Origin of the sequence: Nocardiopsis tropica (genome assembly GCF_042660575.1) — a bacterium.
In the GTDB taxonomy this organism is placed as follows: Bacteria; Actinomycetota; Actinomycetes; order Streptosporangiales; family Streptosporangiaceae; genus Nocardiopsis; species Nocardiopsis tropica.
Window position 1 is genome coordinate 38341 of record NZ_JBHSUF010000030.1, and the last position, 22179, is coordinate 60519.

Annotated in this window: 15 protein-coding genes; 6 read left to right on the forward strand and 9 right to left on the reverse strand. The window is 71.9% G+C overall.

Annotated elements, in window-relative coordinates:
* Positions 1-43 precede the first annotated feature (43 nt).
* From ACFQBR_RS31705 to ACFQBR_RS31720, 4 genes are all read left to right on the forward strand, one after another.
* Positions 44-1699 (forward strand): (2,3-dihydroxybenzoyl)adenylate synthase, encoded by a 1656-nt coding sequence (locus ACFQBR_RS31705; protein WP_344180333.1) that lies wholly within the window; start codon positions 44-46, stop codon positions 1697-1699.
* Between the two features lie 170 nt (positions 1700-1869).
* On the forward strand, positions 1870-2067 hold the full coding sequence (locus ACFQBR_RS31710) for a ferredoxin (protein WP_267944956.1): 198 nt from the start codon (positions 1870-1872) through the stop codon (positions 2065-2067).
* A 225-nt stretch (positions 2068-2292) separates the two neighbouring features.
* Entirely contained in the window at positions 2293-3615 is a 1323-nt protein-coding gene (locus ACFQBR_RS31715) for a salicylate synthase (RefSeq protein ID WP_344180330.1), read from the forward strand.
* A gap of 58 nt (positions 3616-3673) precedes the next feature.
* Positions 3674-4531, forward strand: a complete 858-nt coding sequence (locus ACFQBR_RS31720; protein ID WP_344180328.1) for an SAM-dependent methyltransferase — start codon at positions 3674-3676, stop codon at positions 4529-4531.
* A gap of 83 nt (positions 4532-4614) precedes the next feature.
* On the opposite strand, the gene ACFQBR_RS31725 is transcribed toward ACFQBR_RS31720, so the two are convergent.
* From ACFQBR_RS31725 to sbnB, 9 genes are all read right to left on the reverse strand, one after another.
* Positions 4615-5769, reverse strand: coding sequence for a chorismate-binding protein (locus ACFQBR_RS31725; protein WP_344180326.1), 1155 nt, complete (start codon positions 5767-5769; stop codon positions 4615-4617).
* A 116-nt stretch (positions 5770-5885) separates the two neighbouring features.
* The gene (locus tag ACFQBR_RS31730; RefSeq protein ID WP_378554941.1) at positions 5886-7289 is read right to left on the reverse strand and encodes an ABC transporter ATP-binding protein; all 1404 of its coding nucleotides are present in this window, start codon (positions 7287-7289) and stop codon (positions 5886-5888) included.
* Positions 7282-8133: an ABC transporter permease gene (locus ACFQBR_RS31735; RefSeq protein WP_344180322.1), complete on the reverse strand. Its 852-nt coding sequence runs from the start codon at positions 8131-8133 to the stop codon at positions 7282-7284. Before ACFQBR_RS31735 ends, ACFQBR_RS31730 begins: the two co-directional genes overlap by 8 nt.
* Positions 8130-9128: an ABC transporter permease gene (locus ACFQBR_RS31740; RefSeq protein ID WP_344180320.1), complete on the reverse strand. Its 999-nt coding sequence runs from the start codon at positions 9126-9128 to the stop codon at positions 8130-8132. The genes ACFQBR_RS31735 and ACFQBR_RS31740 overlap by 4 nt, the downstream gene beginning before the upstream one ends.
* On the reverse strand, positions 9128-10639 hold the full coding sequence (locus tag ACFQBR_RS31745; protein WP_344180318.1) for an ABC transporter substrate-binding protein: 1512 nt from the start codon (positions 10637-10639) through the stop codon (positions 9128-9130). Before ACFQBR_RS31745 ends, ACFQBR_RS31740 begins: the two co-directional genes overlap by 1 nt.
* Positions 10640-12305: 1666 nt before the next feature.
* The gene (locus tag ACFQBR_RS31750; RefSeq protein ID WP_344180316.1) at positions 12306-14447 is read right to left on the reverse strand and encodes a hypothetical protein; all 2142 of its coding nucleotides are present in this window, start codon (positions 14445-14447) and stop codon (positions 12306-12308) included.
* Positions 14448-14726: 279 nt separating this feature from the next.
* On the reverse strand, positions 14727-15449 hold the full coding sequence (locus tag ACFQBR_RS31755) for an MFS transporter (protein ID WP_344180314.1): 723 nt from the start codon (positions 15447-15449) through the stop codon (positions 14727-14729).
* Positions 15450-15543: 94 nt separating this feature from the next.
* Positions 15544-17148 carry an amino acid adenylation domain-containing protein gene (locus ACFQBR_RS31760; protein WP_344180312.1) on the reverse strand — a complete coding sequence of 535 codons (1605 nt, stop codon included), beginning with the start codon at positions 17146-17148 and terminating at the stop codon, positions 15544-15546.
* A complete protein-coding gene (gene sbnB / locus ACFQBR_RS31765) occupies positions 17145-18218 on the reverse strand; it encodes a 2,3-diaminopropionate biosynthesis protein SbnB (RefSeq protein WP_344180310.1) in 1074 nt (357 codons plus the stop codon). The genes ACFQBR_RS31760 and sbnB overlap by 4 nt, the downstream gene beginning before the upstream one ends.
* Positions 18219-18639: 421 nt before the next feature.
* On the opposite strand from sbnB, the gene ACFQBR_RS31770 reads away from it, so the two are divergent.
* Complete coding sequence (locus tag ACFQBR_RS31770) at positions 18640-20355, forward strand: ABC transporter ATP-binding protein (RefSeq protein ID WP_344180308.1); 1716 nt, start codon at positions 18640-18642, stop codon at positions 20353-20355.
* A complete protein-coding gene (locus ACFQBR_RS31775; RefSeq protein ID WP_267944968.1) occupies positions 20352-22097 on the forward strand; it encodes an ABC transporter ATP-binding protein in 1746 nt (581 codons plus the stop codon). The genes ACFQBR_RS31770 and ACFQBR_RS31775 overlap by 4 nt, the downstream gene beginning before the upstream one ends.
* The last annotated feature ends 82 nt before the right edge of the window (positions 22098-22179 follow it).

Consider the following 22179-nt stretch of genomic DNA (forward strand, 5'->3'; position numbering starts at 1 on the left):
GCGATCCCCCACTTGTGTGGCGAAGAACGCAAAAGGAGCAGAGATGACGAAGAGTGCGAACCCGCCCGAGGCGTCGGCACCGGACTGGCCGGGGTGGCCGGAGGAGGCGCGCGAGCGCTATCGGGCGGCCGGCTTCTGGCGCGAGGAGGTCCTGGCCGACGTGCTGGCGCGGCAGGCGCAGCGACGCCCCGACGCCGTCGCGCTCGTCGACGGCGACCGCCGGTGGACCTACGCCGAACTGGCCTCGGAGGCGGGAGCGGTGGCGGCGGGGCTCCACCGCCGGGGGGTGCGCCGGGGCGACCGGGTGGTGGTGCAGCTGCCCAACCGGGCGGAGTTCCTGCTGCTCTGGTTCGGACTGCAGTACCTCGGCGCCGTTCCGGTCCACGCCATGCCCGGCCACCGAGGCCACGAGATCTCCCACCTGCTGCGGACCACCGGGGCGGTCGGCTACGCCGTGGCCGACCGCCACGCGCGCTTCGACTACCGGACCCTGGCCGCGTCCGTGCTCGAGGAGCACGAAGAGCTGCGCCACGTGATCGTCGTCGGTGACACCGGCGGCCTGGAAGGCGCCGTCGGCTTCGGGGAACTGCGCGCCGACGCCCCCGCGAACAGCGCCCCCGCCCCGGACCGGCCCGACCCCGGGGACATCGCGCTCCTGCTGCTCTCCGGGGGGACGACGGGGACGCCCAAGCTCATTGCGCGCACGCACCAGGACTACGGCTACAACGCCCGCGCCGCCGCGGCCGCCTGCGGCCTCACCGCGGACAGCGTCTACCTCGCCGCGCTGCCCGCCGCCTTCAACTTCACGATGTGCTGTCCGGGGATCCTCGGCACGCTGACCGCGGGCGGCACGGTGGTCATGGCGCCCAGCCCCGCCCCCGAGACGGCGTTCCCCCTGATCGCCCGCGAGGGCGTGACCGTGACGGCGCTCAGCCCCCCGATGGTGCCCGTGTGGTTGGAGGCCTACGCCGACCGGGCTCCGGGCACGGCCGAGCTCGAGAGCCTCTCGGTCCTGCAGGTGGGGGGAGCGCGGTTGGCCGACGACCTGGCGCGCCGCGTCCGCCCCACCCTGGGGTGCGGCCTCCAGCAGGTGTTCGGCATGGCCGAGGGCCTGATCAACGTCACCCGGCTCGACGACCCCGAGGAGCTGGTGTGCACCACCCAGGGGCGGCCCATCTCGCCCGGCGACGAGGTGCGGGTGGTCGACGGGTCCGGCGCCCCGGTGCCCGTCGGCGCCGTGGGCGAGCTGCTGACCCGGGGCCCCTACACGCTGCGCGGCTACTACCGCTCCCCCGAACTCGCCACCACGCACTTCACGCCCGACGGGTTCTACCGGACCGGCGATCTCGTCCGGCTCCGCCCGAGCGGCCACATCGACGTCGTCGGCCGGGTGAAGGACCAGATCAACCGCGGCGGGGAGAAGATCGACGCCACCGAGGTCGAGGGCCAGCTGCTCGCCTACCCGGGCGTGTCCGCGGCCGCACTGGTGGCCGCCCCCGACCCCGACCTCGGCGAGCGCTCGGTCGCCTTCCTGGTCTGCGCGGGCGCCCCGCCCACCGTCCGCGAACTCGCCGCCTTCCTGCGCGGCAGGGGCCTGGCCGGCTACAAGTCCCCCGACCGGATCGAGGCCGTCGACGCGTTCCCCCTGACCGCGGTCGGCAAGGTCGACAAGAACGCGCTGCGCGAGCGGAGCCGCTGAGTGGCGGCACCACCCTGTGCGACCGGAGCGGCACGCACAGCGCTGCGACCCCGGCCACACGGGAGCGCGCTTCGCTTGAAAACGATAATCATTTACGATCGGTTCGGTGGCGCCCCCGGGCGCCCGGCGGCCCTGACCGGGCCGCTCCACAGTGAAGAGGACGTCCCCGCGTGCGCATCACCGTCCACCCCGAGGTCTGCATCGGCGCCGGCCAGTGCGTCGTCGCCGCCGACCGCGTGTTCGACCAGGGCGAGGAGGACGGGCTCGTGCGCCTGCGCACCGACCGCCCCGGCCCCGCCGACGCCGCGCACGTGCGCAACGCGGTCGACCGCTGCCCCTCCGGCGCGATCGAGCTCACCTCGGGCTGACGTCGCACTCCCCCGCTCCCCGTCCCCCGCCCTCCCTGGGCCCGCGTCCGCCCCGGGCCGACACCCTCTGGCGGCGGGCCGCGGCCGTGGAGCGGGCCGCGTCCGGCGCGCACGTCCGCCGCTGGGGCGGCCGTCCTCGCCGCCCTCGAAACAAGACCGGAGAAACATGTTGACCACGGGTACACCGGAGGCGGCCTGCGGGCCGTCCGGGGCAAGGAGCCGACCGTGAGCCGTAGCGAAACCGAACAGGTCGAAGGGCCGCTCGACCCCGTCGAGGCCGCCGCCCGGCTCGCGGGCTCGGGGCTCTTCCCCGAATACGTCCTCTACGAACGCGAGGGGGTCTGGCGCTTCGGCGGCGGCGAGCGGTGGGGCGTCGACCTCGACAGCGACCGGGTCACGGTCCGCGCCGCCGACGGGACCTCGGACTCCCGCGCCTACACCGGCAGCCCCGCCGACGCTCTGGCGGAGGCCCTGGCCGGACTGCCCGACCCGTCCTGGCGGGCCTACGGCTGGGTGGGGTTCGACTTCGCGCTCCGCTCCCGCGGGGCGGCCCCGGCCGCCGGCGGCGGAGCCGCGCGGCTGGCCCGCCTCATCGTGCCCCGGACCGAGGTCCGCATCACCGCCGACGGGGCCCGGATCAGCGGGGGCGAGGCGCAGCTGCGCCAGAAGGTGCGCTCCCTGCTCCTCGAACCGGTCGCCTCCCCCGCACGGCCCCGCGCCACCCTCGACCCGCAGGCCGACCCCCACGGCTACCGCGCGCTCGTGGGCGAGGCCCTCGCCGAGATCGACCGCGGCGACTACCACAAGGTGATCCTCTCCCGGAAGGTCGACCTGCCCTTCCCCGTCGACATCCCCGCCACCTACGCGGTCGGCCGCAGGGCCAACACCCCGGCCCGGTCCTTCCTGCTGGACCTCGACGGGCTCCGCAGCGCGGGCTTCAGCCCCGAACTGGTCGTCACGGTCGGACCCGACCGCGAGGTCTCGACCAACCCGCTCGCGGGCACCCGGGCGGCGGGGCGCGGTACGGCGGCGGACACCGCCGCACGCGCCGAGCTGGAGGCCGACCCCAAGGAGATCCACGAGCACGCCATCTCGGTCCGCGAAGCCGTCACGGAGATGCGGTCGGTGTGCGCCCCGGACTCCGTCGCGGTGTCCGACTTCATGAGCGTCTCGGTCCGCGGCAGCGTCCAGCACCTGGCCTCCACCGTGAGGGGGCGCCTGGAGGAGGGGGCCACCCCGTGGCACGCCTTCGAGGCGCTGTTCCCGGCGATCACGGCGTCGGGGATCCCCAAGCCGCAGGCGATCGAGGCGATCATCCGCCTGGAGGAGGGGCGCGGGCTGTACTCCGGCGCCGTGGTCACCGCCACGTCCCGGGGCGAGCTCGACGCCGCGCTGGTCCTGCGCGCCGTCTACGAGGAGCAGGGCCGGGCCTGGCTCCGCGCGGGCGCCGGCATCGTGGCCGGGTCCCGCCCCGAACGCGAATTCGAGGAGACCGGCGAGAAGCTGGCCAGCGTACTGCCCCACCTCGTGCCCGCGGCGCGACCGTGACCGCGCCGACGAACGAGCACCACCGTCCCCGCTGTGAGAGAGCCGAGGCAGTCACACCATGACAGACATCCAGAAGAACGGGCTGGTCCCCTACCTGCTCGCCAACCGGGCCTTCGTCGCCCCGGCCGTCGAACAGGCCGTCGGGGCGATGAACCTGTCCGGACGCACACGCCTGCTCGACGCGGGAACCGGAGCCGGGGGCGGGCTGGTGGCGCTGGCCCGGGCGGCCGGCCCGGAGGCCCGCGTCCTGGCCGTCGACCGCAACGCCGACGTGCTGGACCTGGCCCGTGAGCACGCACGGGCCGAGGGGGTCTCTGACCGGGTCCAGGTGCGCGCCGCCGACCTGGTCGACGTGCTCGACGAGGCCGCCGGCTCCGGCGACGGGTTCGACGCGATCTGGGCCTCGGACGTGGTCTGGCCCGGCAACTTCGACGACCCCGGGGCCCTGGTGGCACGCGCCGCGCGCGCACTGGCCCCCGGCGGCGTGCTGGGCCTGTTCACCAGCAACTACTACCAGGCCATGTTCCTGCCCGGTCACTCGCGGCTGGAGCGGGCGGCGCGCACCGCCTCCGAGCTCAACTGGGGGATCCCCTCCGGGGGACCCGCCCACTACGAGCTCCACACGGTCTGGATGGAGGCCGCGGGGCTGCTCGACGTGCACGTGAACGTCTTCCCGCGGGTGGGGTCGCCCGTGGACGCCGACCCGACCGTGCGCCCCTACCTGGAGAACGCCGTATGGCCGGAACTGCGCGAATCGCTGGTCAAACGCGGCGCCGACGCGGGTCTGAGCAGTGACGAGGTCGCCGAGGCCGAACGGCTCCTGACCCCGGGCCACCCGGACTACATCGTCGACACCGCGGGCTACTACATGGTCCACCCGACCCTGCTCGCCGTGGGGCGGCGCCCCTCGGACTGAGACGGGCGACCGGCCGGCCCCCGTCCCCCGGGGGCCGGCCGGCTTCGCGCGGGGCCCACCGCCCGCGGCGGTCCCGGAAGCGCTCAGCGCACGCCCAGGGCGAACAGGAGCGCGCGCATCCTGTCGGTGGTCTCCGACAGGACGGTCCCCGGGTCGGAACCGGACATGACACCACCGCCGACGAAGGCGTCCACCCTGCTGTGGAACACCTCGGCACAGCGGGCGGCGACGACCCACTCGCCGTCGCCCCGGGCCGTGCTGTAGCCGACGGCTCCGGAGTGGAAACCCCGGTCGAAGTGCTCCGGCGCGCCGACCACCCCGGACACGGGCCGCGAGGGGGAGCCGCACACGGCCGGGGCGGGACGCAGGGCCGCCGCCAGGAGGTGCGCCGGCACATCCGCGTCCAGCAGCGTCCCCTCCAGGCGGGTGGACAGGTGCCACATCGTGGCGGTTCCGACCAGCTCGGGCCGCTTCGGCACGGCCAGGGTCCGGCAGTAGGGCTCCAGCGACTCCGCCACCGCGTCGACCACGACGGCGTGCTCACGCCTGTCCCCGGCCGAGGCACGCAGTCTCTCGCGGTTGCGGTAGTCCTTGGTCGGATCGGCGCTGCGGGGGACGGAGCCGGACAGCGGCTGGGAGGCCACCCGGCTCCCGCGCTTGGAGACCAGCAGTTCCGGGCCCGTCCCCAGAAGGGTGCGGTCCTCCGCCCCGGGGCCGGGCACGTCGATCGCGAAGACGGGTTCGCCCGGATCGCGCCAGAGGAGGTTGTTCAACGCCGTGGACGGATCGACCGCCGACGTGCTGTGCAGACGCAGGCCCCTGGCCGACACCACCCTGTCCGGCCCGCCGTCCCCGGCCGTCAGCGCGATCGCCCGCTCGATCGACGCCCTGTGCTCGTCGGGGGCGGGCACGGGCGTGGACCCCCACTCCCCCGGCAGCGGTCGCCGGCGCAGGCCCGGCGCCCGGCCCCGGGGCGGCGCGGGTGCGTGGCGCACCGTTCGGGGGAGCAGGAACCGGGCCGACCGCCGCCCGTCGAAGGGGATGGCGCCCATCACCACGCCCTCGGGCCCCGCGCTCCCGAGCAGGGAGTCGACCTCGTGCACCTCTTCCGCGACCCCCAGGACCCCGGTCCCGTGCAGTGCGCCGGCACCGGTGGAGAAGAACACGTCCCCCGGCCCGTAGGAGGCCAGGAGCTCGACGACGGACGGCGCCGGCGCCGGCGTTCTCTGTTCAGGCATGTGTCGAATCCTCTACAGGGGTGGGAGTGGTCTGCGATGGAACTGCCGCCCGGCCGCGCAGGCTCCCCGGCGTCGGGCACGACCGCGCCGCGGTGGGTCCGCTGCCGGGGGCAGCACTACGGACCCGGCACCAGGGAGCGGCTCTCCGGGTCCAGCGTCAGGACCCGGTCCATGCGGTCGGCGACGTGCCGGTCGTGGGTCACCATGACGACGGCCAGGCCCTCCTCGGCGCGGAGGGCGTCCAGGACGTCCAGGACCGTGCGGGCGCTCGCGGCGTCCAGGGCGGAGGACACCTCGTCGGCCAGCAGGACCCGGGGGCGTGCGGCCAGGGCCCGGGCGATGGCCACGCGCTGGCGCTGGCCGCCGGAGAGGCGGGCCGGCAGCGCGCGTCCGACGTCCGCCGGCAGCCCGACCCGTTCCAGGAGCCCGGGGACCTCCGCGGCGGCCCGGCCGCGGGTCAGCCCCCGCAGCACCATGGCCGGACGTGCGAGCGCCGTCGCGACCCGCTGAGCCGGGTTCAGGGTTCCGGCCGGGTCCTGGGGAACCAGCTGGACGGCCCGCAGCGCCTCCCGGGAACGGTCCGTGTGGCCGGCCGGCAGGGGCCTGCCACCGAGCGAGAAGGAGCCCGCCGCGGGAGGATGGAGTCCCGCCAGGCTCCTGAGCAGGGTGGACTTACCGCATCCGGAAGGACCCAGGACGGCGACCGCCTCCCCCGGACCGACGGCCAGGTCCACTCCGCCGAGCAGTTCCCGCCCGCCCGGGGCCGTGAGGCGCACCTCCCGCAGGCCGATGACCGGAGCGCCCCCCGGGGACCGGGGACCCACGGTCGTGGAAGCGGCTCCGCGGACCGGTTCGGGCCCGCCGATGTCGAGGCGGAGGTCGGCCACGCGGTCGGCGAACCCCCGGTCGTGGGTGACCACGACGGTGACCCTCCCCGGGCGCCCCCTCCGCTGTTCGAGGACGTCGAGCACGAGTTCCACCGTGGCGGGGTCCAGGCCGCTCGTGGGCTCGTCCAGCACGAGCACCCCGGGATCGGCGACGACCGCCCGGGCCAGCGCCACACGCTGGGCCTGGCCCCCGGAGAGCTCGTGCGGGCGCCGGCGCCACAGGGCGTCGGCGTCCAGTCCCAGCGAGGTGAGCACCGCCCGGACGGCCCCGGCGTTCGCGCGCCGCAGGCCGCCCGGCAGGGCTTCGGCGACCAGGGCGCAGACCGGCCGCAGGGGGTGCAGGTCCGAGGCGGGGTCCTGGCCGAGCACGCCCGTGGCGGCCCGGCGCCATCGGCGCGCCGCGCGCCCCGCGGGCACCGGCGCCCCCCGCCAGCGCACCCGGCCGTCCCTGCGCACCAGGCCGGGCGGCAGCGCGTCCAGCACGGCCAGGACGGCGCTGGTCTTGCCGCTCCCCGACGGGCCCATGACCGCGAGCACCCCGCCCTCCGGCACGCGCAGGTCCACCGGACCGACCACGGCGGCCCCGCGGTCGGTCTCGACCAGCACCGCCTCCGCATGCAGTCCTTCAGCCATCCGCGGGCTCCTTCCGTGCGGGACCGCGGTCGCGGCTCCCGGGCGTGCGGTCGTCGGAGAGGTACAGCTGTGCCAGGAGGGCGAGCAGGACGGTGGTGGCCCCCAGCGCCACGGCCGGTGCCGCCACGGCCCAGGGGTTGATCGCCACGCCGGTCATGTTCTCCCTGAGCATGAGGGCCCAGTCGGGGGCGGGCGGGGCGGCCCCCAGCCCCAGGACGCTCAGGGCGGAGGCCACCTGGAGCGCGACCACCAGGCGCAGCCCGAGGTCGGCGACGACCAGCCCCCGAACGGCGGGGAGGACCTCCCTCAGCAGGATCGAGGCGGTGCCCTCCCCGCGCAGGAGCGCGGCCTCCACGTACCCGGAGGTGCGGGCCGCGCGGACGGCGTCCTTGACCACGCGCAGGGTGAGCGGGGCCCCTCCGCACACCGTCGCGACGACCACCGCCGTGTGCCAGGGCAGGGCGATCGCGGCAAGCAGGGCCAGGAGCAGGGAGGGCAGGGCGAGCAGCAGGTCGGCCACGGCGGTGAGGAGCCGCGAGGCCGGCCCGCCGAACCACCCGGCGGCCAGCCCGCCGGCGGTCCCGACGGCACAGGCGCACACGGCGGCCGCGACGGAGACGCCGAGCAGCCCCCTTCCGCCGGCCAGGACACGGGACAGGACGTCGCGGCCCAGGGCGTCCGTTCCCAGGAGGTGAACGGGGTCGGGCAGCTGCCAGGGCGCGCCCGTCGGGGAGGTGGGGCTGTGCGGCGCCCACCATCCGCCGAACAGGGCGACGGCCAGGACCGCGGCCGACAACAGGGGGACGGACAGCGATGCGAGGACCGGAGCGAGGCGACGGTTCACCGGACCGGCCTCCGGCGTGGTTCGGTCAGGGCGGAGACCAGGTCTCCGACCAGCAGTCCCACCAGCACGACCGCGGCGGCGACCACCGCGGTGGCCTGGACGACGGGCAGGTCCCGGGAGGCCAGGGAGGAGACGAGCAGCGATCCGATGCCCGGATAGCCGAAAAGGGTCTCCACCAGCGCTGCGGCGGCGATCAGCCCTCCCGCGGTGTTCGCCGTGACCCGGGTGAAGGGGGCCAGGAGGAAGGGGAGCACGTCGGTCGAGGCGATCCGCCACGGGGGGACCCCCCGCCGGCGGGCGTCGGCCACGTGGGGCAGGCGTACGGTGTCGGCCACCGCACCGGCCAGCAGGCTCGCGCCGAAGAACGCGGTGGGCAGGGCCAGGGAGGCCACCGGGAGGAACAGCAGTTCCGGATGCTGCCAGGGCGAGGCTCCGGGCGGGAGCAGGGATACCGGGGGCACCAGGCCCAGGGCGCCGGAGAACACGGCCGCCAGGGCGGCGGCGGTGACCGCGGTGGGCAGTGCGGCGCCTCCGGTGAGGAGCGCGGTGGACAGCCGGCGCGCCCGCCGGGTCCCCCCGGCCCACCAGGCCAGCGCCAGGGACGCGGGGGTCGCCACCGCCAGCGCCCCGCCCACCACCGCGAGGGTGGCGGGCAGCCGCTGGGCGAGGGCGTCGGCGACCGGGCGGCCGTTGACCAGGGACGTGCCGAGGTCGCCGGTGAGCAGGGCTCCCGCCCAGTCGAGGTAGCGCCGCCAGGGCGCGGCGTCCAGGCCCAGCTCCTCACGCAGCTCCCGGACCTCCTCCTCGTCGGCGCCGGGGGTGACACGCAGGTCCACGGCGTCGCCGGGCAGGAGTTCGGTGGCGGTGAACACCGCCACCGAGACCAGGGCCAGCAGGAGCACGGTCCGCACCAGGGCGAACAGGAGCGGGACCCCCGTGACCGCCCCCGCGGTGCGGGGGCGGGGGGCCGCGGGGGCGGTCACGGGGCGGGGCATCAGCCGGAGACCTCGACCCGCTCGATGAACAGGCGGTTGAATCCGGGCCCGGTGGGCAGGCCGCTCACACCGGAAGCCGCCAGGTCGATGCCGTCCCCGGTGCCCCAGACCACGTAGCCGCCGTCGTCGGCGACGCGCTGCTGCAGGTCGGCGAGCATCGCGTGGCGGTCGCCCTCGTCCTCGGTGGCCAGGGCCTCGGCGAAGTCGGCGTCCCACTCGGGGACGTCCCAGCCCGTCTCGTTGGTGGGGCCGTCGGAGAGCAGGGCCATCCGGGCGTAGTCCACGAACCCGTTCCCGCCCAGGCTGTTGAGGTAGAAGGGTTCGACGTTCCACACCTCGGCCCAGTAGGTGTCGGGAGCGCCCACCTCGATCCGGACCTCGATGCCCGCCTCGGCGAGCTGTTCGGCGGCCAGGGTCGCGGTCTCCTCCATGCCGGGGTAGGAGTTGGTGGCGTGCAGGGTGAGCTCGACGCCGTCCGCGTGGCCCGCCTCCTCCAGCAGTTCGCGGGCCCGGTCCAGGTCGCGCTCCACGGGTGCGGTGTCGGGGGCGAAGGGCTCCTGGGAGTTCAGGATGTCCGCGCCGGTCTCCCCGTAGCCGAGGAAGACCGTCTCGACGAGCTGCTCGCGGTCCAGGGCGAGCTTGACCGCCTCACGGACGCCCGCGTCGTCGAAGGGCTCGGTGTCGAGGTCCATGACCAGCGGGTAGTTCACACCGGCGGGCCGGGTGCTCACCTGGACCGCGTCGTCCGACTCGTACTGCTGCGCACCGGCGGGGGACACGCTGCCCGCGACGTCCGCCTGTCCGGAGGCCACCGCCTCGGCCCGCGCGGACGGGTCGGGCATGGCGCTGATCTGGAGGGTCTCGAAGTCGGCGGCACCGCCCCACCAGTCGTCGTTGCGGGTCAGGACCGCGGTGGTGTCGTCGTGTTCCTCCAGCTGGAACGGTCCGGAGCCGACGACGGGCTCGGTGATGTCGTCGCTGCCCTCGGGGACCACGAAGGTCAGGGAGGCCAGGGCGATGCCGACCTCGGCGTAGGGCTGGTGGGTGGCCAGTTCCAGGGTGTGCTCGTCCACCACCGAGGAGGACTCCAGGTCGAACACCGACAGGCGTCCGTTGTTCTCGGCGCCCTTGCCCTGGATCCGGTTCAGGGAGAACAGGACGTCGTCGGCGGTCACGGGCTCTCCGTCGGAGAAGACGGCGTCATCGCGCAGGGCGACGGTCCATAGGTCGAGGTCCTCCCCCGCCGGCTCCCAGGACAGGGCCAGGCGCGGCTGGACCACGCCGTCCTCGTCGGTCACGGTCAGCACGTCGTAGAGCATGGCGAAGCGCAGGTAGTCGGACTCGTTGCCGACGCGCCCGTGCGGGTCGTGGGTGGTCGCCGCCGGGGCTCCGACCGCCGCGTAGCGCAGGGTGGGGCCGTCGGCGGAGGCCTGCTCGTCCTCACCTCCACCGCAGGCGGTGGCCGCCAGGAGCACCGCGAGGGCGCCCGCGGGCAGGAATCGTCGTCTCATCGTTCGGCCTTTCTCGGGATGGGCCGCAGTCGGCACGGCCCCAGTAGGTGGCTCCCGGCACGGGGCCGGGAGGGTTCGTGGGTGGTCACGGCGGCTGAGGGGCGATGGCGGGCCGGGCGCGGGGGCGCAGTCACCGGTGCGCTCGCGCGGACGTCCGGCGCGCGATCGGAAGCAGCGCGGTGGGCGGGGGCGTCCGTGGGACCGGGCCTGTCCGCCTACGGCGCGCGTGCCTCGGCGGGGCGTCACAGGCAACGCGGACGGGCGTCGGCGGGCCGGTCGATCCGCGCGTCACCGCTCGTGCGCCGGACCCTCTTCACGGCCCCGGCGGGTTCGGCGCTCCCCGTGCTCTCCTGCGCCTCACCGCAACCCCGGCAGGAGCGGGGGCGGCGCACGGACGATCCAGGTCATGCGGGATCTCCGGGCAGCGCAGGGAGCGGGTGCCGCCGCCGAGGGCCTTGAACGCGGCCATGGCGTATCCGGGCGTCCTGGGCATGCCGGTCGACTGCCCGGTCGGGGATCGCCAGGGGCGGGAGGTGAGCGCCGCATCGGCTTCGCCCTACGTACACGGGGAGGACTCCTGGGAGAGCGCGAGTCGCGTGAATGAAAATGATTATCAGTACCGTAGCACGCGCGAGTCCGCTTTGCCCGAATCACACCCGCCCCACCCACAACGCACCGAGCCCCTGCGGCCGCGGGGCGATGATCGCCCCCGCGGCCGCAGGGGCTCGGGAAAAGAACCTCCGACGTGCATCGCACCGGCCGCCGGCCCGCACTCCTGCGCGGAGGGGCCGTGGGCGGTCGGCCGCCGATCGCTCCCTCCCCGCTCGGCGCTGTACACCACGGCATGGGGCCACAGCGGCGGAATCGCGCACTCCTGCTCCTGTGCGACTCCCGCCGGGACCTGCTCTCGGTCGGGAACAGCGCAACCCATGGCCGGGTGCCCTGCCCGAGGTGGCCCCGGACCTGACACCCTCAGTCCTGCGCCCGCCCGCACTCCTCGGTCGAGGTCGGCCCCGCCTCCCCGATGTAGAGACGTCCTCGACCGGAATGCCCAGTCGGTGGAGGACCTCCCCTGCCGAGACAAGTTCGGAGGCACGGTTGGCCAGGATTCCTCCGATTCGGTCCCGCTACGAACCCGGCGACGCAAACCGGCCAAGTTGCACAGCGACAAGGGTTATGACTACACCCGCCTGCGTGGATGGCTCCACCAACGAGGGGTCATCCATCGCTTGGCCCGCTAGGAGGTGGAGTCCTCGCAGCAGTTAGTGGGGCACCAGTGGCAAGTCAAGCGCCCATGGCTTAACCGTCCGGATGCCACCGCTACCAACCGACCAATTTCTGGATTTAACTAGCGTTGTATGCACGCTGATTTATTACCAGAGACGGACTAAATAATATGAGTGCCAAAGCGCCAGTGTCCGGCTTCCCACCGTCGAGTCAGCAGGTCGACCACCATCGGTGCGCCTACCTGCACCAAGCCACGCCAGGAAAAAGGTCCTTTTTGCTTCCGCCCATGATCCCACTGGGGCCAGGTCACACGAGAGAGGTGACAACCGGTAAATCATAGCTTCCATGGCAAACTACCACGCTTTTCCATCGCCCCCGAACGGGTGACGAAAAGCGCTCCCATCCCTCACCACACGCGACTCAAAACAGACCGACTATCTCAAGTCGACGTGAGGCCCACAGGTGTGTGTGACGAAAGCAGGTGCGCTTGAAGCATATATATGGTGTTGATACGCGGATCAACGCCATTAAAAACACACCACTGGTTAACCATGGTCATCGCCGTGAGGATGCGCCCCTTGGTCTTCTCCTCACCTCCCTCCGCCTCCTCTCCCCCAACTGCTGCCCTAATAAAAATATCATCGATCTCTTCGAACCTATTTTCGTCCTCTAGGGTACAAGAGATCCAGGTTCCACTGGCTTCCAGCGCAAGGGCGACATCCTCTGTATTGAGAAGTGCTCCCCACATGTCCGCAATGTAGTCTCCCACACCTTCCTTGTCCTTTCCTGAATAAGTATTCAACCAAGTCAGGAGTGCTGGCACACCACTCTCGGACGCAGCAAGCGATCGTATGAGGAAACGGTGGGCTATTCGCCTTCGGTTTTCCGAGGCATTGCTGCCACACCACTCCTGCAAGAGCGCATCGATAACGTCGAACCACCTCCCTTTGTCCTTCGCTAATTCCTCCAAGGCTTCGAGAACAGCTTTCCTAGTCCTTTCAGATTCTGCTTCTGCGAGCCACTTGAGTCGAACGAGCGCAGATCCGGGATTTACCCTCCCGTAGTTGGCACAGGCTCGGGCAACCGCGACTGCCTGATGATCGGAGGTGGGATTTCGCGCGACTTCGTATAGGCGTGCACGCATCGCACTGCCAAAATCCGGCGAGGATGCGATGTCCGCCGCGAAATCCGCCGCACTCTGCCTGGTCTTTCCAGCCCTGGACCATCGGTTGAAAAGGGCAACAGTAAGCCCTTGATCCTTTCTCAGGAGCGCCAGGCTAGCCCATGCTTTGCGCACCGTATCGGCGAGTTCCGACTTTGACTCGGCGATCAAGAATTCTGTCCAGGAAAATAGCTCCTCTTTGATTCGTGGATGCTGCTCCCACACATAGACCAACACAGCGCTTGCATAGTCCGGCTTACGGAACTGGACAACATCAGCGGGTCCGCGAATTGCTCCCACTTTTTCGAGTGTTGGATCAACCCCTAGGCCAAATAGGCCACCTGCATCCCCTGAAGCCACCTTCAGTTCGCGCGCCAGGAGGTCAGCGGAAGCAAGCATCTGACTGGCATTAGTCCCCTCAAGGAAAGCAGTAGAGATGAGGATAATCCTGACCCATACAGCCGCATCGGTACCGCTGTGCTCATCGAACCAGCCGCGTATATCAGCCCCCCAGTCGCCGTAGGCGTCAATCGACGTGCGGACCCAGGTGTCGAAACTTTCTCCGTCGTGTCCGGAGTTCTTCACTTGGAACGCAATTCTGGCCAAACGTGCTGCATCGGCCGGACTAGCATTCCGCATCAGCTCTGCGACACTCCTCCAAGAGGTCCAGGCGTCCCGAACGCTCTCGTCGAAAAGGTGCCCCAGATGACTGGCAAAAACCTCGATCCCGGCCGGTCGATAGACGTTAAGAGTGGAGACATTGATCAATTCCCCATCCAGCTGCCCTGGACGAGCGATCACAGTTAGAGCCGCTTCCTTCTCAGTCACCCTGGCAACCAGAGAATGCAACTCTGCGAATATCGTGCTATCGACCTTCCTTAGTCCTGAGAGGTCGACCAGGTATCCGATTCCAGGCAAGGGATGGGTGCGAGACAGGATGCCTCCGGGCCCTCCACCCCTAATCTCAGGAGCTTTGGCTTGAGAGTCAACGTCTTCACTCAAAGAAACCGAATGAACACTCAAGCCAATCGAGGAATGAAGGGCGATGGCGGTAGTTTCCCTACCACTACCAGGCTCCCCGATGAGAACAGCCAACCTTTCTTTAGAGAAATCTCTCTGAAACCGATCATAGGTCGCCCGGTCAGGCGGAACAAAGGTCGCCTCAAGGTACTCCTGGTAATCCTTGCGCACCTCTTCCGTTGCCAGTTGGCCTATATCCCCCAAGTAGATTGCCAGGTGCCCGTGCAGATTCCCGATCTGCACCATATTGAGAATCTGACCCTGGTTGAAAACGGTGTTCTTCACCGTTCCACTGGTCTCTTCCGCCATGCTTCTCCCGACCACGTCCACAGGAGTGAAATTCAGCGCAACCACCAGTTCTACACCAGGGAGGGACACCGATGGGCTCTCCAGCAACATCTCCTCGTGGCCGGTTTCGGCCAGGATCGCCCACGTTGAACGTGCGTGATCAGGAATCGATCACCGATCCACACTCTGGATTGGGCATCACCAGACTCACGGCAGGTCTCAGCAGATGATGTCTGTTCAGAAAGCCAAAAAATATGACGTACTTCGAGTTTTCGTGACAGCGAGTCAGAACGAAGGCTCACTACAAGAACCTAGCGAGGCGCTATCAGAAGCCACCACTGGCCTGGGCGTATTCTGTTCGTGCTCCGCAGTTTCAGACCGGTACGGCGCTCAGTAGCATGCCGTGACACTGAACGGCTCCAACATGTGACAACACACAACCAGGGAACTCCTCGTCCAATGGTCGCCGACCGGGTCGAACGGGGTGGGGGCGCCGGTCTTCGTGGTCCGTGCGTCCGGCCGGGTCGGCGGACCGCAAGTACGTCCACCTCGAACAGCATCCTCGGCAGCGAGAGCGATGCGGCCCCAAGGAGCGCCTGGGCTGGAGGGCTCCCCTTCCCAAGCGCGTTGACTTCGGACGGCCAGGCTTCGGTGTCGTGGGACGACGTAGGCGCCGAGCCTGACCACATTCCGGTAGTCCAGGCCTGCGGCCTGCAGCGCCGAACCGCGGGACCGCGGGACCGCGGCCACGATGAGCGCATCGGCCACTAGGCCGCCCAGGGCGATGGACAGGTTGAAGGCGCAGACGAACAGCGAGGTGGCCGTTTCGGGAGCTTCCGGTGACGTGCACAGTATCCACGTCTGAAGACCGACGGACACACCCCCGTAGGCCAGACCCCACAGCAGCAGCGCCACGACGGCGATCGGGGGGACCCCGCCGAGGAGGGCGAGGAGCGTGCGCCGGACGTCGCGCCCCGAGGCCGCCAGGAAGTTCCCCGTGATCCCGGCCACGCCGTAGCCCAGGAGCAGCAGACCGGTGAGCGCGGCGTCGAAGCCCGCCACATCGGTGAGCAGGGGGCGGACGAAGGTGTAGGCGCAGAGCTGGCCAGCCACTAGCAGGACGGTGGCGAGCACCCCCGCGCGGAGGGGCGGAGGGGCCGGGGAGAGGCGGCGGGTCCCGCGCGGGCCTCCCCGGCCCCGGGCCGGATCAGCCCTCGCCCGGGGGCTCCCTGCGCGCGAGCGCCCGGTGGTCCACCTTCCCGTTGGGGGTCAGCGGCATCTCCTCCAGCCGGTCCCAGCTCCGCGGGACCAGGCTCGCGGGCAGCGCCGAGCGCAGGAACGCCTCCAGCTCACCGGCCTCGACCTCGGTGCCGGGCACGTAGTGCGCGGTGAGGACCGGCTGCCTCCCCTCCTCCTGCCTCAGCGTGACCGCGCAGAGCTTCACCGAGCCGTGCCGGCTGAGCACCGCCTCGATCTCGTCGAGCTCCATGCGCACGCCCGCGACCTTCACCTGGCGGTCGACGCGGCCCAGGTAGTGGACTCCGTCGCCGTCGATCCTCCCCAGGTCGCCGGTGCGGTACAGGCGGCCCGTCGGGGAGTCCGGGTCGAACACGTCGCGGAAGAACGCGGAGAGGGTCGCGTCGCGGTCGCCGAGGTAGCCCAGTCCCACCGGGACGCCTCCGACGAAGAGCTCGCCGGCCTGTCCGGGGCCGGCCGCGGACCAGGTGCCCTCCTCGCTGTCGTGGACGAGGCAGTAGATCTTCGCGTTGCCGATGGGACGGCCGACGGGCAGGCGGGCCCCGGCCGTGTCCTGCGGCGACACCACGTGGTGGGTCACATCGTCCGAGCACTCGGTGGGCCCGTAGGCGTTGAGCAGCCCGGCGTGCGGAAGGGCCGCCAGGGCGCGCTCCGCCAGGCTGGGCTTGAGCTCCTCGCCGGTGGAGATGAGCCAGCGCAGGGCGGGGAGCACCTCACCGCTCCCCTTGCGCGCGATGTCGTCGAGCAGGGTCCCGATGGCGGTGGGCACCAGTTCCACGACGGTCGCCTCGTGCCGCAGGAGCAGCCGGTGCAGCCGGGGCGGGTAGAGGACGTCGTTGTCGGAGGCGACCACGACCGTGGCCCCGACCATGAGCGGGGCCAGCATCTGCCAGATCGAGATGTCGAAGACCAGCGGCGCGGTGAACACGACCCGGCTGTCCTCGGTGATGTCCAGGTCCGCGACCTTGGCCCACAGGTGGTTGAGCATGCCCGGCCGGGCGACCACCGCACCCTTGGGCCGGCCCGTCGTCCCGGAGGTGTAGATGACGTAGCGGGGCTCCTCCCCCGCCGGGGCCTCCAGCGGGCCTCCTCCCCCGCCGGCGGTCCTCTCGACCACCGGGGGCTGCTCGTCCCCGGCCGTGTACTCCACGGCCAGGGCGCTGGAGCTCAGCCGCAGCACCTCGTCGATGCGCGCCCGGGGCCACCCCGGGTCGACCGGGAGGTAGACCGCGCCCAGGCTCTCCAGTGCCAGGAACAGCACGATGGTCCGCGCGGACCGGGGGCCCAGGCAGGCGACGACGTCTCCCGCCCCGCACCCCGACGCCTCCAGGCGGGCGCGCATCCGCTCCACGCGCCGGACCAGGTCCGCGTAGCCGATCTCGCCCCCGGCGCCGACGACGGCCCGCCGGTCGGGGCTCTTGCGCGCCCACGCGTTCACGCGGTCGAGCACGGTGCCGGTGGTGTCGGCGTCGACGGGGTTGGCCAGCGCGGGCGCCGGCCCCCGTCCCGCGTAGGGGAGGTCGGCCAGGTGCGGCAGCCGGGGGGACGCGGTCACAGCGCACCCCCGTTCCGGGCGGCGCGCACCCGGTCCGGGCGCCGGTGCCGTTCGGTGTCGTAGAAGAAGTCCTCGACCGTCGTCGCCCCGCCGTCCTCGGCGGCCCTCCTGTGGACGTAGTCGCCGACCACCAGGTCCAGGACCCCGAGGCCGAAGGGGGAGAAGACCACCGGGCGCCCGGACTCGGGCCGGAACCGGCCGCTGATCACCTCGGGGAGCGTCGCGTGGACGAAGTCGCGCCGACCGGTGCGCTGCTCGGCCAGGTGCACCGAGGTGTCCGCCTTGAGCACGTGCTCGACGTCGTCCACGACGTTGGTGCTCGCGAGGACGACCTCCGGGGAGAGGTCGCGCAGGGAGACGTGCAGGACCAGGGGGTTGTGGGAGAACCACGAGGGGTCGGTGACGTGCGGCGAGGCGGCGGTCGTGGCGAACACGACCATGTCGTAGGAGGAGACCAGGTCCCGGGCCGACCCGTGCACCCGCACGCTGCTGCCGGGCGAGGTCTGCTCCACGTGGTCGGCGAATCCTCGCGCGTAGTCCTCGGAGAGGTCGTGGACGCCGATCCGGTCGAAGGCCGGGCCGAGCGCGGCCAGGTACTCGTGGAGGTAGCGCGCGATCAGGCCGGCGCCGAAGAAGCCCACGTTGGTCAGGGGTGCGCGCCCGCGTGCCAGGTGGCGCACCGCGACCGCCGCGGAGGCGGCGGTGCGCACGGCGCTGATGATCGAGCCTTCGAGGCAGGCGTAGGGGTAGCCGGTCGCGGCGTCGTTGAGCAGCAGGACGGCCGAGGCCCGGGGGATGCCGTGTTCGATGTTCTCCGGGTAGCTGGACACCCACTTGATGCCGTCGACGCGCACGTCCCCCCTGACCGCCGCCGGCAGGGCGATGATCCGCGAGGACGGCTTGTCCGGGAACCTCAGGAAGTACGAGGGCGGGTTCGTGGTCTCGCCTGAGCCGTGCAGCAGGTAGGCCTGCTCCACGAGGTCGGTCAGCTCCTGTTGCCGTCCCGCGAGGACATCGTGGACGGTGGCCCCCGATATGACGGTGAACGGTGGAATCGACTGTGTTCCCATGGCTGCTCCCGGTACCTGTCCGTTTGTACGACGCGAGGGGAAACGGAGTTCGTCCGCGGCGGTTCCGGGGTCACGCCGTGCTCGGCCCGGATCACCGCTGCGGACTTCGAAACCCTTGTGGTCTGAAGGGAAGAAAGTGCTTACCAAGGGCGGAGTGTACCGTGGGTGCCCTTCCTCCGGGGGTTTTCCCTTTGCACAAAACAGACTGCCTGTTCTCGGTGGCTCCGTTGGCGGAAAACCAGGTCGGACACCCGGGGAACGGCGGCGGAACGGGCCATTGTGGCACCCGGTACCGGAGTGCGGAGGATACAACCGCCCCTCCGGACACCATTACGGCAAACGCTTTTACCACACGGGTAAATGCGCGTCAATACCAGGCAGGAAACTATCCCTGCCGGGGCAAACGCAGTAAGGTGGCCCGGTGGTCGACACATTTACCCCTCCCTCCCCCGGGAACACAGCCACCCCTGTCCGGTATCTGCTGTGGCTGGTCCTCAGCCAGAAATCCCGGATCGCCGCGGGTGCCACCCTCGGAAGCCTGTGGATGCTGGGTCTGACCCTGCCCCCCTACGTGCTCTCCCGGGCGATCGACGACGGGCTGAGCGCGGGCGACACGAGGGCCCTGTCGCTCTGGGTGGCCGTCCTGTTCGGCGTCGGCGTGCTCAACGCCGCGCTGGGGATCGCGCGACACCGGACGATGACCAAGATCCGCATGGACGCCTCGTTCCGGACCGTTCGCGCCACGGTCCGCCACTCCACCCGCCTGGGCGCGACGCTGCCGCGCCGGGTCTCCAGCGGCGAGGTCGCCTCCATCGGGATCGCCGACGTCCAGGTCATCGCCCAGTCCCTGACCGTGACCGGCCCCGGGTTCGGCGCCGTGGTGGCCTACATCGTCATCGCCGCGCTCCTGCTGTCGATCTCCCCGCTGCTCGCCGTCGTCGTCCTCGCCGGTGTGCCGATGCTCGCGATCACGGTCGGCCCCCTGCTCCACCGGCTCCTGGGGATCGGCTCCGCCTACCGGGAGATGCAGGGCGCCCTCACCGCACGCCTGGTGGACGTGGTGACCGGCCTGCGCGTCCTCAACGGGCTCGGCGGCAAGGACGCGTTCGCACGCCACTTCCACCGCGAGTCCCGGGAGCTGCGGGACAAGGGGTACCGGATCGGCGGCGTCACCAGCTGGGTGGGCGCCCTGGGCGTGGGCCTGCCCGCCCTGTTCCTGGCCGTCGTCACCTGGCTCGCGGCCAGGATGGCGGCGAGCGGCGCCATCAGCATCGGCGACCTCGTCGCCGTGTACGGGTACGTCGCCGTCCTGGTGGTCCCCGTCGCGTTCTTCATCGAGGGCGGCACGGACATCACACGGGCCCTGGTCTGCGCGCGCAGGGTGATCCGGTTCCTCAACCTCGAACCGGAGCACGCGGACGACGGCGCCACAGCGCGGCCGCCGGCGCCGGGAGCGGAGCTGTACGACCCCGCGTCGGGCGTGCGCGTCGGCCCGGGGATCCTGACCGCGCTGGCCGGCGCCCGGCCGTCGGACGCCGAGGAGATCATGGACCGCCTCGGCCGGTTCACCGCCTCCGACGCCGAATGGGGCGGGGCCCCGTTGCGTGAGGCGCCCCTGGACGCGGTGCGCGAGCGCATCCTCCTGGCGGACAACGACGCCGACTTCTTCTCCGGGAGCATCCGCGACGTCGTCGCCGGGGCCGGGGAGCCCGACGACGAGGCCGTCCGCGCGGTGCTGCACACGGCCGTGGCCACCGACATCGTCGACGCCATGGCCGACGGCCTCGACTCGGTGGTGAACGCGCGGGGCCACAACCTCTCGGGGGGCCAGCTCCAGCGCCTGCGGCTGGCCCGGGCCCTGTACACCGAGCCCGAGGTCCTGCTCGCGGTCGAGCCCACCTCGGCCGTGGACTCCCTCACCGAGGCCGCGATGGCGGCGCGCCTGCGACAGGCCCGCGCGGGCACGACCACGGTCGTCTCCACCACCTCGCCGCTCGTCCTGGACCAGGCGGACGCGGTGGTCTACCTCGTCGACGGGCGGGCGGCGGCCACGGGCACACACCACGGACTACTGCGCACCGAACCCGGATACCGGGCCCTGGTGTCGCGCGACGCAGAGTGGGAGCCGCTCCGATGACCGCAGTGCTGCCCGTCGCGGGCCGAGCGCACGTGCGCCGTGCCGCCGTGCGCGAGATCCGCGCCGACCGGTGGACGTTCGCCCTGATGCTGGCGCTCAACGTGCTGGCCGCCCTCGCCGCGCTCATCGCCCCCTGGCTCGTGGGGCTGATCGTGGACACCGTCCAGCGGTCCCCCGGTCCGGCCGCGGTGGCCTCCGTGGACCGCACGGCGCTGGCGATCGTCGTCGTGACGGTCGTGCACATCCTGCTGGCGCGCTACTCCCTCTACGTCGGCTACAGGTTCGGCGAGGGCGCCGCCGCACGCATCCGCGAGCGCTTCCTGGAGCGCACGCTGGCCCTGCCGGCCGCCACGGTCGAGCACACGGCCACCGGCGACCTGGCCGCGCGCGGCACCTCGGACGTCACCAGGGTCGCATCGGCCCTGCGCAACGCGATCCCGGAGGTGTTCGTCGCCCTGACGCAGGGGCTGTTCCTCATCGGTGCGGTGCTGTTCATCGACCCGGTGCTGGGGGCCTGCGGACTGGCCACCCTGGTCACCATCGTGGTCGCCCTGCGCTGGTACCTGCGCCGGGCGCGGACGGCCTACCTCGCCGAGGGCGCCTCCGGTTCCGATCTCGCCGAGGTCCTCACCAGCACCGCGAGCGGCGCCAGGACCGTGGAGGCCCTGCGCCTGCAGGAACGCCGGATCGCCGCGGCGGAGACCGCGATCGAGACGGCCCGCGGGGCGCGGCTGCGCACCCTGTGGCTGCGCACCGTCCTCTTCCCGTCCGTGGACGTCTCCGCCGTCCTGCCCCTGGTGGGCGTGCTGCTGATCGGCGGCGTGTTCTACCAGAACGGGTCGGTCTCCCTGGGGACGGTCGTGACCGCGGCCCTGTACCTGCGCCAGCTCTCCGTGCCGCTGGACACGATCATGCTGTGGGTCGAGGAGCTGCAGGCGAGCGGCGCCTCCTTCGCCCGCGTGGAGGGGCTGGCCGCGGCGCCCGCGGCCGAGCGGCCCACCTCCGCCGAACCGGCCGACGACCGCATCCTGGTCAGGGACGTCCGCTACGCCTACGACCACCGCGGGGACGTGCTGCACGGGCTGGACCTGACGGTGCAGCCGGGGGAACGGCTCGCCGTGGTCGGCCCCTCGGGCGCCGGGAAGTCCACGCTGGGCAGGCTCCTGGCGGGGCTGGACAGGCCGCGGACGGGGGAGGTCACCGTGGGAGGCGTCCCCGTGGCGGACCTGGCGCCGGAGCTGCTGCGCCGCCAGGTGGTGCTGCTGACCCAGGACCACCACGTCTTCCGGGACACGCTGCGGCACAACCTGCTCCTGGCCAGGGCCGGGGCGACCGACGCGGAGCTGCACGCCGCCCTGGACACGGTCTCGGCCGACTGGGCCCGGGAGCTGCCCGAGGGGCTGGACACCGTGCTCAGCCCCGACACGCACAAGCTCAACGGGGGCCAGGCGCAGCAGCTCTCCCTCGCACGGGTGGTGCTCGCCGACCCCCACACCCTGATCCTGGACGAGGCCACCGCCCTGCTGGACCCCGCCACGGCGCGCAACACCGAACGGGCGCTCGCGGCGGTCCTCGAGGGGCGCTCGGTCATCGCGATCGCCCACCGGCTGCAGACCGCGCACGACGCGGAGCGCATCGCCGTGATGGACGAGGGCCGGATCATCGAGCTCGGCAGCCACGGCGAGCTCCTCGCCCGGGGCGGGACGTACGCGAACCTGTGGAGGTCCTGGCACGGGGACTAGACCGTGACTCCACACGGTCACCGCTGGTGGATCACGGTGTCGTGAGACGTCGCCGTGGACTGTCGGATGCGGAGCGCGGGGG

Bases quoted from the DNA above. Each gene is read 5' to 3' on its own strand.
- ACFQBR_RS31705 (WP_344180333.1), top strand. From the start codon at position 44: ATGACGAAGAGTGCGAACCCGCCCGAGGCGTCGGCACCGGACTGGCCG.
- ACFQBR_RS31740 (WP_344180320.1), bottom strand. From the start codon at position 9,128: ATGCCCCGCCCCGTGACCGCCCCCGCGGCCCCCCGCCCCCGCACCGCG.
- ACFQBR_RS31775 (WP_267944968.1), top strand. From the start codon at position 20,352: ATGACCGCAGTGCTGCCCGTCGCGGGCCGAGCGCACGTGCGCCGTGCC.
- sbnB (WP_344180310.1), bottom strand. From the start codon at position 18,218: ATGGGAACACAGTCGATTCCACCGTTCACCGTCATATCGGGGGCCACC.
- ACFQBR_RS31750 (WP_344180316.1), bottom strand. From the start codon at position 14,447: ATGTTGCTGGAGAGCCCATCGGTGTCCCTCCCTGGTGTAGAACTGGTG.
- ACFQBR_RS31730 (WP_378554941.1), bottom strand. From the start codon at position 7,289: ATGGCTGAAGGACTGCATGCGGAGGCGGTGCTGGTCGAGACCGACCGC.
- ACFQBR_RS31720 (WP_344180328.1), top strand. From the start codon at position 3,674: ATGACAGACATCCAGAAGAACGGGCTGGTCCCCTACCTGCTCGCCAAC.
- ACFQBR_RS31725 (WP_344180326.1), bottom strand. From the start codon at position 5,769: ATGCCTGAACAGAGAACGCCGGCGCCGGCGCCGTCCGTCGTCGAGCTC.
- ACFQBR_RS31745 (WP_344180318.1), bottom strand. From the start codon at position 10,639: ATGAGACGACGATTCCTGCCCGCGGGCGCCCTCGCGGTGCTCCTGGCG.